This is a genomic window from Nostoc sp. NZL, from assembly GCF_015714705.1.
In the GTDB taxonomy this organism is placed as follows: domain Bacteria; phylum Cyanobacteriota; class Cyanobacteriia; order Cyanobacteriales; family Nostocaceae; genus Nostoc; species Nostoc foliaceum_A.
The window spans coordinates 1-12,393 of record NZ_WBKL01000006.1; the positions used below are offsets into that span (position 1 = coordinate 1).

A 12,393-nucleotide genomic window follows, 5' to 3' on the forward strand; every position below is an offset into this window, starting at 1 on the left:
CTACGGCACACTGTGTGAAAGCCTTAATTTTTACTGTGTTATAGTATAAATCATGCTATTTGGATTATTTCAGTATACGTGAAACTGCTGTAATGCTTATACAGCCTATATTTTAAGGATAAATATCATTAAAATATAGTTAGTAAAATTTACTAAAATTTAGTAACCACCATAAAAGCACCGGAAGAACCTTTTTTTATTGCCAATTCTCTTTTTCAAGATAGGAAGGTGGACATTGCCCATCTTCAGGGTAGATAGCGGAGTGAGTCATCGCATTAGGTACACAAACTTGTCTTAAGCGCGAGTATTAGTCGCTGAATATTCTTCTGCTGCTTTCTCGATCGCTGTACCTTTGAAGAAGTCACGATTGAGACTGGTGTACAACTCCAAAGGATGGGTAGATAAGAAGTACCGCAAATCTTCTTCGCTGAGAATACCGCGTTCTACCATGCTGTAAGCGTTGGAGGTAACAGCTGTAATATCAGGTACATCCCAGTGACCAGAATCAGAACCCAAGAAGGCTTTTACTCTGTCGCCAAAGGGATTGGCTTTTTGATGGAAGGCATAAGCTACACGGGTATCGTCTGATTCTGTACCAAAGTAGAAGTGATTGAGGAAGCGATCGCGCACATCTTCAGCTTTGGTAATCCCCGCCGCCGCAAATTCGTTCAATTCGCCAGGATCTTCAGGTGCAAAGTATTTCCCGTGGAAACCTAAACCACTACCAATTTCATCGAAGCGATTTTGAAATTCTTTGCCACCATACTGAATAAACAATTCCCGTAGTTCTTCCCGATTCACATTACCAGGATGATTGTTCTGTAAAATCTCTGGGTTACGAGTTTCCCAATGCCAAATAATATCTGTATAGAGGCTAGCTCCCCAAGCCGAACCACCTTCTAGAAAAGCAAATCTGAGAGTGGGGAAACGATTAGTCACACCACCAAAAAATAGTGCTTTACAAAAAGCTTCAGCAGCCGAGGCAAAGTGTCCAATGTGATTATATTGGTAGTTGGAAATCGAACGGCGAGATGTCCAACCCATACCAGAGGCGTGAGTAGTGGGGACAACTTTTAGCTCTACGCACTTCGCCCAGAAGGGATCATAATCGTATGCACTATCCAAGGCAAAATTATCAATCCAGGTTGCTTCTCTTTGTACTTCTTCAGGGTATTTCTCGAAGCCAGGGATAACGCGGGTAACATAACCAGGAATTTGAATTGCTTTCAATCCCAGTTCTTTGACTGCATATTCCAATTCTTCTATCCCTTCTTCTGGTGTGTTGAGAGGAATAGTAGCAATGGGAGTTAAGCGGTCAGAGTATGGCCGGAATATATCTGCATGATAGAGGTTGGCTGCACGGCAAACTGCCCGACGCATTTCTTCGTTTTTAATTTGCGGTGCTAAGGTTGCCAAGTTGGGATATAGTACAGCAAAATCTGTCCCAGCTTCTTGCAAGCGCTCATGCAGTAGCTTCGGCAAGCTAATAGTAGCAAGGTTTAAAGTATCTTTCGTGGGACGGCCCCAAAACGGAGGACGAGCAGTGCGGTAAGTATGACGTTCTTCCGAAGTTTGCTGGAACCAACGATAACGTCCAGCACCGGGTAAATGGTCTCGGAAACTATCCGCAAGTTTAGCACCACCCACTTGAGCTAAATAGTCAAGAAAAGCTGGTTCAAATTCCTGGGTATGCACATCGGTATCAATGATGGGATAACCTAGTTGCTCTCGAATTTGTGCTGAACGAGATTTTTTAGTAGGACGTTCAAGTGCAATTGTCATAATTACGTCTCCATAGTTAAGATGACCGTCAACTTTGAGCAAAATCAAGCTTTATGACCAAGGAAAAATCAAAATTTTCAACTCGATATCAACTGGAGTTGTATTACTGTATTCGCGTTCTCACTGATTACTCTGTGTGTACAAGACTTATGCCAGAAGCTATAAATACTATTTATCTACCGACTTATCGTAGATTCAGTTGGTATTATTGCACAGTCACAGCTACAATACAAGTGCTTAGGAACTAAAGTATACGTAATCCACAATGTAAGGTACGCTAACTCTTAGTAAAACTAAATATATTATGAACATAGCAAGTTTCCTGCCAAAAGTGCTGGAGTTAAGCCTCTCCATTCCGTAACTTTGGACGGACTATGTCTACGACCTGACAATTCAGGTGATGTGGAAAAGCCCATGAAAACCTAACCCCCTAACCCCATTCCCGATGTGGGAAAGGGTAAAATTCAAAGTCTCTCTCCTTTTAGAAGAGAGAAATAGAAGTGAGGTTTTCCAGATATTGTGAAAAGTCAGGTCTACGTCAGGCTATGACGCTTGTTCGCCCTTGGCGTTGCACCATCCCAGGCATTACTGAATTCAAGCCAGTAAGTTCTTCCAGAACAGATCAAAAAGTCACAAATTCAAAATCTCAGAATCCTTCTCAGGATATATTAAGCCTGCTAACTTTACGCTTAACTAAATTTAAGTATTCCTAAGCATCTGAATAATTGCGAAGAAAATAGCAAAGTCACTGAACTTTTTATCCAAAAATTGGCTCAAGTCACCTCAAGGAAAATATTGATGCAAAAAAGTAATAAAAAAATCTCTGAATTTAGCAAACTATTATTTACTTCTTGGGATATTCCACCTGCTTTAAAATCTCCAAATGTTTGTTTTTTCGTAATTGGAGAGAGTGTATCTTTTTTTGGCTCTTGGATGACTCAAATCGCTCTTGTATGGATGGTTTATCAAATCACTAATTCAGTCATGTTAGTTGGCATAGTTGGATTCACCAATCAATTTATGGGGTTAATTATTACGCCATTGGTAGGTGTGTATCTAGATCGCTGGAATTTACGTTATGTATTATTAACCACTCAGTTAGTATCCATTTTACTATCTTCTACTCTAACTGTTCTCACTATTAACAATCATATTACCGTTACGTGGATTATCATCATCGGTATCATGCAAGGAACTGTCAAAGCGTTTGATCTGCCAGCACGCTTGGTAACTATTCCTAGATTGGTAGATAACAAAATAGATACTTACAGTGCGATTTCTATTCATTCTTAATTAATACAGCAAAGTTTGTCAGTCCCATGATTGGAGGATTCTTACTTGCTAGATTTGGAGCAGCTTCATGTTTTTTAGTCGATAGTATCAGCTATATACCCTTTGTTTTTGCTATATTAGCTGCACAAATTAAATCAGTTCCTAATAAATATTTACTAAAAAACACAAATATTTTACAAAATTTAAAAGAAGGTTTTACTTTTGCTTATGATTTTCTCCCCATTAGGTATGTTTTAACTTTACAAATTTTGATTTGTTTCATGGTCATGACCCACGTTAACCTCATACCTGTTTTCGTCAAGGAAATATTAAATGGTAATGCAGAAACTATGGGATTTTTAATGACTGCTTCCGCACTGGGTTCGATAATTGCTGGACTTTATCTGATTTTAAGGAAACAAGCCACAGGATTAGTAAATGTCATAGCGTATTCTGCTATGGTTTTAGGTTTAGGTTTAATACTGTTTTCTCGCTCTAATAATCTACAGACTTGTTTAGTATTAATTTCCATTGTCGGAATGACAAATACGCTTACCTTGGCAGCTATTAGTAACTTTGTGCAATTAATTTTGGTGGATGAAACTAAAAGGGGTAGAGTCACAAGTATATTCACAACAGGTTTTTTGGGAATATTACCTTTTGGCAATTTATTTTTTGGAGGATTAGCAAGTAAAATAGGAGTTGATAATGCTTTATTTTTCGGTGGTATCTGTTGTTTAATAGGAGCTATATTTTTTGTAAAAAAATTACCAAAAATAAAAAACTTAATATCTCAAGTTTATGTAGAATTGGGTTTAATTACTCAGCCCAATAGAGATTATAAATAATGCTATTTAATTAATTTAGGTTCGTATCTCTGTGTTCTCCCTTCAGGTACTCTTCCCTTTGGCACGCTCTATGTAGCTTGCTTCTCTGGAGGAGTACGAGAACACCTTTGTCTTTAGAGACGCGATCGCAGTTTTTACAACGGAGGAAACCTCCGCAATGGACTGTTCTCTTCTTCTAGCACCTATTATCGCCATTTACGACAGCTATAAGTCATTGTGCCCAGAGACAGGCGCGATACTTTCAGCCTAATCTTGCCAAAATTAATGTATTTCATGTTTTTTACTACACTAATGTTGAATTTGAATGGTGTCTGTCAGCAACAAAATTTCACATCACTTTAATTTATCGATTTGAACAAAAATAATATTTGTTTTTATTAATCAACTTACTTTACAGTAAATATCAACCACTAAATAAACAATTTCTATAAAGCTAAAGTCGAGATTGTGAATTTGAATAGCGAGGAACTCATGAAGAAATCAATTTCTCAAAAATTAACTAATTGGATAGTAGCAGCCGTATTTTTAGTACTTGTAGCAGGATTTTCTCTGCTCGAACAACCTAGTGCTAAGGCTCAAACACTAACACTACCCACAACCATAGAATCTGCACCTGTTCCCATAACACCTGTTCCCATAACATCTGTGACAGACAACGTTAGACATTTACTAGCAACCAATGAGTGTATTGGATGTAACTTAATAGGAGCAAAACTGAAGGATACAAACCTGCAAAATGCAAATTTAGAGAATGCGAACTTGCAAGGTGCTGATTTAGAACGAGCAAACTTACAAGGAACTAACTTGCAAAGTGCAAATCTTCAAGGTGCTGATTTAGGCAAGGCAAGCATCATAGGCGCAAACTTAGAGAATGCGAACTTATTTGATGCAGATTTAGAGAAGGCCAATCTTACTGGTGCGAATATAGTTGGAGCAAACTTCCAAGGGGCTGATTTGGAAAAAGCAATTACACCACTGGGATTGATGACTCAGTAAAAAATCCTTAGTTATGGTACAAAAAAACTAAGTGAATATCTCTCTTTTTGACCCCAATTACCACCCTTGGTAGTTGGGGTTTTGTTAATTTACTAGATGAGATATCCACTTAAAATTGGAGTATTAATGGCTCATTTGCAATAATTGATGTGCGTGAGTACCTTCATTATTCATAACTTGTTCTAGTACTGCTTCCCTAATATTTACAAATACTTCACTAGCTCTGTCTCGTGGACGCGACAACCTTACAGGTAAATCTAACGCAACCCGTCCTTCTTCAATTACTATCACTCTGTCTGCTAGCGCCACAGCTTCTTCTACATCATGGGTGACTAAAAACGCCGTAAAGCCTCTCTGTTGCCACAAATCTTCGATTAAATGTTGCATTTCTAGGCGAGTTAACGCATCTAATGCTCCTAAAGGCTCATCAAGTAGTAATAGATGTGGTTGACTTACTAATGCTCTGGCTAATGCTACCCGTTGTCGTTGTCCTCCAGATAGTACATACGGCCATTCGCCAGATCTATCTTTGAGTCCTACTTGTTCTAATACCCACGCAGCTTTTGCACGCCAATTTTCTTGCAAACCCAGACCCACATTATCTATCACACGTTTCCAAGGTAGTAATCGGGGGTCTTGAAACATCACTCTTACAGAATGACTGAGCTTACGTAGTGGTTCTCCATCTAGTAATATGCCGCCTGTCGTGGGTTTATCTAACCCTGATACAAGGCGTAGTAAAGTACTTTTACCACAACCACTGCGTCCTACAATAGCAATAAACTCTCCTGGCGCTACTTCTAGATTTAATGAGTTTAAGACAGTTTTATTTCCAAAAACTTTGCTTAAACCCAAAATTGTAAGTTGTGAACCTTGTATATTTGAAACCATTTTGATTTTTCCTTTTTTTAGAGATTATCGAGCGATTCAGTTATTGAGTATTTGGGATTTTTACCCAGCAGATGTGTAATTGGGATTCCATGATAAAAACTTATTTTCTAGAGCCTTAGCGATGGAATTTGCGAGTTTACCTAGTAGTGCATAGATAACAATACTTAACACCACAACATCCGTTTGCATAAACTCACGGGCGTTCATTGCCATATAACCAATGCCGGAATCGGCTGCAATTTGTTCAGCAACAATCAACGACAGCCACATAATACCCAAGGAAAACCGGACACCAATTAAAATCGAAGATAAGGCTCCTGGAAAAATAATTTGCCACAAAAGCTGGGATGTATTTAAGCCATAAACTCTGCCCATTTCAATAAGTTCGGGATCTACACTCCGAATTCCATGATAAGTATTAAGATAAATTGGAAAAAATACACCTATAGAAACTAGAAATAATCTAGCTTGATCACCAATTCCAAACCATAAAATTACTAGCGGAATTAATGCCAAGTTGGGAATAGTACGCAGCATTTGCAAGGAACTATCCAGTAATTGTTCTCCAATGCGAGAAAACCCAGTGAGTAATCCCAAAATAAAGCCAATTCCGCCGCCAACGATAAAACCTGATATAGCGCGTGCGGCGCTGATTCCCATGTGTTGGAAAAGCTCTCCAGTTGAGGCTAACTTAAATGCCGTAAAAACTACGCTACTTGGTGCTGGAAGAATTCTGCTGGAAAGTAAACCAGTTCTGGAAGCAATTTCCCAAAGTAGTAGCACTGTAAAAGGCACTAACCAAGGGATGATTTTATCGGCGAATTTGTTGTTGAATATTGCTTCTAGGAATTTTTCGCTGCTTTTAGTCTTTTTCAGAGTAATAGTCATAAGCTACCAATTAGTTGTTTTATGAAGTTCTCATTAACGCCTATTTCGTCAATAGGACTGAATAGGTTTGGTGTTATGTATGTTTGTTTTACCGAGACAGGGACAGGAAGCAAGGAGAACAAACCCAAAAAATTACCTTGTCGTTCGGGTATTTCTTCTTTAAACTACTACATATTGAGCGAATTACCGTAGATTAAAGACATATTACACGAAATTAAGTAAAAAGCAACTCCCAAGAAGAAGTGGGGAATATTCCTTTTTCAGCTTTGGCTATGGGATTTTCCTATGAGTTGCTGACTAGAAAGTAAAGGTAGTGCGGAGAGAACCCACCCAAATCTGATCGTTAGTATCATTATGTTCGGGCTTGGTAATTAGATACAAGCTAGGGATAATTCGGATGTTGTCATTTACCCTATAGGAATAAAAAGTCTCTAAATGCAAAGACGTGTCTTGGTCTTGTCGGAGAGGGGCTGCGGGTGTTGGGCGATAATTACTGCTAGTTACCTGAGGTGGTACACCAACGATAATTCCACCTACATTACCTTCTTGAAACAAGTCTGGAAACGCAAGAGTGAGCGCACCATTGATAATAGTTGCATCACTATCACCATTGGCTAGTTGATTAGCTAGGGTATAACCAAACCAGCCACCTAAATGAAAGCGACGACTAGTTCGCCAGTTAAATTGCAGTCCGAAGTTATCAGTAGTGGTAGCGTTTTGTCCAAAAGGATTTCTCGCGAAGGCGCTACCTGTCCCACCAGTAAGGTTAAAAGCTCCAGTACCAAAGTATTTACGGGCGTAGGTAAGACCAATATCTAGCTGACGATTAGGTGATACGGTTAACTGAGCTAGTGCAAGATGGTTGCCATTGAAAAATCCGTTACTATCACCGTCTGGTATATTGGCTTGATCATCATTAGTTATGTAACCTGCGTTTAATTGCAATTGATTATTGAACTTGTATGCAAAAGCTGCGCCAGCACCATCAAAACCAGGCCGGTAGATAGTAGGGTTGAATGCTGCAAAGCGCGAAGCAGCACCATTTAGCCCACCAATTGAGGCGTTTAAGGTTGGTGTAAAAATGGCTGGTTGCAATGCTCTAGCCCCTACCCAGACAGTACCTTGGCTACCTACTGGAAAACGATATACTAACTGACTCAGATATGTTCCTTCTGTACCATCACTATCAAAGGTAAAACGGGTCATTGCAGTTCCCGTAGAGCTTGTCAAGTTAGGGATGGCGCTACCAAGTGTCAATAGCGTTGTTAGTTGATCTCTACCAGTAAAACTAGTTTGAAAATTTAATCTGGCGCGATAGGCAAGAAAGGTATTAGTGCTATCTTCTGTGTCATTGGCTGGGGTATTGTTGGCGCGATCGCCAAACGTATCCCCGATCAGAAAAACTGCATCACCTACCAATTTGGTGGTTGTAGAAAACTGATTGGCTTCTACCTCAGATGTACGTTGTTCCAAGGTATCAACCCTACCTCGCAACGCTGTCAGTTCGGATGCAAATTGTTCTCGTAAATTTTGCAAAGCAGCCAAGTCTTCTTTTGTGACTAAGTTTTGGGTGCTAGTAGCAATCAACTCGTTGATGCGATCGAGACAAGCATTCAACCCAGCCGCAAATTCATAGCGTGACAAGGCGCGGTTCCCCCGGAAATCACCGCTTGGGTATCCGGCTATGCAACCATAACGCTCAACTAAAGACTGTATAGCTTGAAATGCCCAATCTGTAGGTTGAACATCAGATAACTCAGAAACAGATGTAACTTGTCCTAGAGGTTTGTCTTGATTTGTTAAAGTCCGCTGGGAGAGTAAACTTTTTTTTGGGGATAGGGGAAAATCTGGCGTTTTGATTATTTCTGCATTGGCAATTTGATTAAATCCAGCCTGAGTCCGTTTAATAACTAGAGTTCCGCTGTTTGGGGAAATTCCTCTAATCTCTGATTTTGGTTCAGATATATTTGGCATTTCAGCAGCAAGTGCGGCTGACGAAAAGATAAAAAATCCATTCAAAAAGGCTGGGATAACTAGCCCGTAATTCCACAAAACATTAAACATTAGTTCTTGAGTTATGCACAGAAAATTAATAAATCTTTGATCGCTAGCACCCCACAGGATTTTTACATCCCGATTACACATCTTTTTGCGGACAATATTTCTCAGATAGATTGCTTTACAGAGGTTTCTTGATGAAGAAGAACTCAGAAGTCAGGAGAAATTCTCTACCAGTGACTGATAAATTTTGGTTGACAATTATTCTTTTTTAAAACTCCATCCTTTTATGGATGGAGTTTTCATCGATTCTGAATTCTGGTTTACGAACAGCTTTTGGCAAAGATAAATGGTGTTAAAAGATTACAGACGAGGCAAGAAAGGCTCACAGTGGGATGTTCTGAGAACTGTGTCAACCTAAATTAGTAGTTACCAGTAAAATACTAAAAGCTTATCGGTATTTAGGTGTTTCGCTATTAATTCTGGATATTTGCATAAAATAAAATAAAAAGCAAGTCTCTTAAGACATGTTTTTAGAAGATTTTATTGGCCAACTTGTGTTAAGGGCACTTGCATTTTTCTGGGAAGTATGAAAAGCTTTGTTACAGAACAAAATACGGTAAACCAATCAAGTTATAGTATTTTTTGAGAAATCCACTACAGCATTTCATTTACTGGCTGACTGAATTGAAAATAGGAACTGATGACGGATGACTGGGCAAAGAAATATTTTCATGCCCTCGCTGTGTGATTTATCAGATGACCGTCTAGCTTGAAAGTGCTGAGTGCTGTAGACACTTTTGGGGCTTCCCACAGGGTGAAGCCACTACGTTGGGGAGACAGCACCGTGGGCGGATTACCCGACTTGTAGAATTGGCGTTGCTGAGTAAAAGCCAATGAATCAGTAAAGTAGACTTTCATCTAATGTATACAGTTGATGACGACTACTTAGTCAGAACCACAGAATAATATTGATGGGGTAAAGATTGATCGTGTACTTAGCGCAAGTAGTAATGAAACCCCTTATCAATGTTCTAAATGGTTTAAACAAACTTGAGAAGAACGTCGGAATTATCGGACTACGCGGACTCTTTTCTGGATTTGTCTTACCAACAGAGACTAGAGAAATCTTAAGAATAATTTTCCCAATCCCTAAATATAGATTGATTAACCAAAAAACCAACTTATGACCCAACTGAAAACACTTCCTACCTACGACCCAACATTATTTGAGGGTGCTGCTGAGGTTTACGCTCAATACAGAACTAAATACCCACCTGCTGTATTCGACAAACTAACCGAAATTTTTCATCTTAATGGTCAGGGACGACTGCTTGATTTGGGTACCGGGCCAGGTTTAATTGCCATTCCCCTCAGCACCAAATTTCAGGAAGTAGTTGCGATCGATCCCGATCCGGAAATGCTCAAGGAAGCGCAACGCCAAGCAGCAGTTGTAGGAGCAAATAATATTACTTGGCTAGAACAAGGCGCAGAACTGATTAACCCTAGTTTAGGGGTATTTAAACTAGCTACCATTGGCAGAGCCTTTCACTGGATGGAACGGGAACTCGTACTAGAACGCCTTTATGAATTGTTGGCAGATGATGGTGCGATCGCACTGCTCAATACAGGTGATAATCCTTGGGTAAGTTCTTTACCCTGGAAACAGGCTGCCATAGAAGTAGTAAAAAAATGGTTAGGTGAGGAGCGACGAACTGGACAAAGAGGACAAGGTACTCGTAAACCGATTGATCCTCCCCATGAAGTTGTAATTGCCAATTCAAAATTTGCCCGCCAAGAAGTGTATGAAGTGCCATTTGAAAAAGCCTGGACAGTCTCCAGCTATCTTGGCTACTTGTACACCACAGCCTTCTCTTTGAAAATTTTCTATGGCGATAAAGCCGAAGAATTTGAAGCAGATATCAAAGAAGCATTATTAGCAGTTGAGCCTTCTGGTCACTTTACAGAAGAACTCACAGCAACAATCCAAGTAGTTTGGAAGCATTAACTTGTATTCATTTCGACTTTTGACTTCCGCCTTGCAGTACTATCTATCCAAAAAAAAGAAAAGCAGATGAGCAAAACACGTAAGTTTCGTTTAGGAGCATTTATTCAAGCCACTGGACATCATGTTTCTGCATGGCGACATCCAGATGCACAAATAGATGCGGGTTTTAATTTTGAGCATTACAAAGAAATTACCCAAACCGCTGAACGTGGCTTGTTCGATGCAGTTTTTCTGGCGGACAGCCCAGGAGTTTGGGGTGGCGATCCTCAAACGCAGAGACGCAACGGTAAGCTTGTCCATTTCGAGCCGGTGACACTCTTTTCGGCGTTGTCCTCTGTAACTCAAAACATTGGCTTTATTTCCACTGCTTCGACTACCTATGAAGAACCTTACACCCTGGCACGGAAGTTTGCCTCGCTAGATCACTTAAGTAAAGGCCGGGCGGGGTGGAATGTAGTCACCACGGGTAACGAGAATGCCGCACTTAATTTCGGTCTTGAGCATCACCCGGAACATAGCCAACGTTATGAACGTGCGGAAGAGTTTGTACAAGTGGTGAAAGGGTTGTGGGATAGCTGGGAAGATGATGCTTTCATCCGTGACAGAGAATCTGGTATCTATTTCGACTCGAATAAACTACATGTACTCAACCACAAGGGTAAACATTTTTCTGTCAAAGGCCCTTTGAACGTTGGTCGTCCACCTCAAGGTTATCCGGTGATTGTGCAGGCTGGAGCATCGGAAGCTGGACGGGATTTAGCTGCGCGTACTGCTGAGGTGATTTTCACTGCCAATCAAACTCTAGCTGATGCCCAGGAATTTTACGCTGATGTCAAAAGTCGGTTGGCGAAATATGGACGCTCTCCAGACGATCTGAAAATCATGCCTGGGGCTTTCCCAATCATTGGCCGGACTGAAGAAGAAGCTCAAGAGAAATACGAATTTTTGCAATCGCTGATTCATCCTGATGTAGCTTGGGGTATTTTAAAGAACTATTACAAAGGTGTGGATCTGTCGAAATATTCTTTAGATGATATAGCTCCCGAACTACCCAGCGACACCAATAATAATAAGAGTCGTCTGAAATTAGTCAGGGATTTAGCTACTCGTGGGACTCTCACACTACGTCAGTTGTATCTGTCTCTGGCTACTGCACGAGGTCATCGCACCATCCTTGGTACTCCCGAAAGTATTGCTGATCAGTTAGAGGAATGGTTTAACAACGGTGCAGCAGATGGTTTTAATATCATGCCGCCCATCTTGCCTACAGGGTTAGATGACTTCGTTAACTTGGTCGTTCCCATCCTCCAGAAACGCGGACTGTTCCGTACTGAATACGAAGGTAGTACATTGCGGGAAAACCTGGGGCTGCGTCGTCCGGGTAATCAATTCGTTGTCAAACAAGCGAATGAGAGATTGGTTTTGGCGTAAATAAATAGGGTTCGTTCGTAGTAAGAACTTTAGTTCTCTCTTGCAGACACTAGTGGTTTGTCCCATTAATTTTGCGGGGTTGGATAAATCTTTGACAGCTTAACTCTGGCATCTTCTGTACGAAAACGCCAATCTACACGAACTTGATTAATATTGCGATCGCACTCCCAAGCCGAGACCTGTTTTTCTAAAGTTTCAATATTCGGAATTCTTCGTTGGAGACATTGACGGACAAGTACAGATAGCTCTGATTCAACCATATTTAACCAACTCCCATGT

8 protein-coding genes and 2 pseudogenes are annotated in these 12,393 nt (G+C 40.3%); 4 read left to right on the plus strand and 6 right to left on the minus strand.

What is annotated here, in order from left to right:
• Positions 1–294 precede the first annotated feature (294 nt).
• Entirely contained in the window at positions 295–1,782 is a 1,488-nt protein-coding gene (locus F8R90_RS00980) for an amidohydrolase family protein (RefSeq protein ID WP_196508804.1), read from the minus strand.
• Positions 1,783–2,739: 957 nt separating this feature from the next.
• Between F8R90_RS00980 and F8R90_RS00985 the strand changes: the two are divergent.
• Positions 2,740–3,902: pseudogene (locus tag F8R90_RS00985) on the plus strand (MFS transporter).
• 471 nt (positions 3,903–4,373) lie between these two features.
• Positions 4,374–4,898: a pentapeptide repeat-containing protein gene (locus F8R90_RS00990; protein ID WP_196508806.1), complete on the plus strand. Its 525-nt coding sequence runs from the start codon at positions 4,374–4,376 to the stop codon at positions 4,896–4,898.
• A gap of 123 nt (positions 4,899–5,021) precedes the next feature.
• Here the strand turns inward: F8R90_RS00990 and F8R90_RS00995 are convergent, their stop codons facing one another.
• From F8R90_RS00995 to F8R90_RS01010, 4 genes are all read right to left on the minus strand, one after another.
• Positions 5,022–5,789, minus strand: coding sequence for an ATP-binding cassette domain-containing protein (locus F8R90_RS00995; protein ID WP_196508808.1), 768 nt, complete (start codon positions 5,787–5,789; stop codon positions 5,022–5,024).
• 60 nt (positions 5,790–5,849) lie between these two features.
• Positions 5,850–6,677, minus strand: a complete 828-nt coding sequence (ssuC, locus tag F8R90_RS01000; protein ID WP_196508810.1) for an aliphatic sulfonate ABC transporter permease SsuC — start codon at positions 6,675–6,677, stop codon at positions 5,850–5,852.
• 297 nt (positions 6,678–6,974) lie between these two features.
• Positions 6,975–8,822: an iron uptake porin gene (locus F8R90_RS01005; RefSeq protein WP_230966021.1), complete on the minus strand. Its 1,848-nt coding sequence runs from the start codon at positions 8,820–8,822 to the stop codon at positions 6,975–6,977.
• A gap of 585 nt (positions 8,823–9,407) precedes the next feature.
• The gene (locus tag F8R90_RS01010; protein ID WP_196508812.1) at positions 9,408–9,596 is read right to left on the minus strand and encodes a hypothetical protein; all 189 of its coding nucleotides are present in this window, start codon (positions 9,594–9,596) and stop codon (positions 9,408–9,410) included.
• A gap of 265 nt (positions 9,597–9,861) precedes the next feature.
• On the opposite strand from F8R90_RS01010, the gene F8R90_RS01015 reads away from it, so the two are divergent.
• Complete coding sequence (locus F8R90_RS01015) at positions 9,862–10,683, plus strand: class I SAM-dependent methyltransferase (RefSeq protein ID WP_196508814.1); 822 nt, start codon at positions 9,862–9,864, stop codon at positions 10,681–10,683.
• A gap of 66 nt (positions 10,684–10,749) precedes the next feature.
• Positions 10,750–12,114, plus strand: coding sequence for an LLM class flavin-dependent oxidoreductase (locus F8R90_RS01020; RefSeq protein ID WP_196508815.1), 1,365 nt, complete (start codon positions 10,750–10,752; stop codon positions 12,112–12,114).
• A 65-nt stretch (positions 12,115–12,179) separates the two neighbouring features.
• Here F8R90_RS01020 and F8R90_RS01025 read toward each other — a convergent pair.
• Positions 12,180–12,393, minus strand: a pseudogene (locus F8R90_RS01025) (IS630 family transposase); the annotation flags it as partial.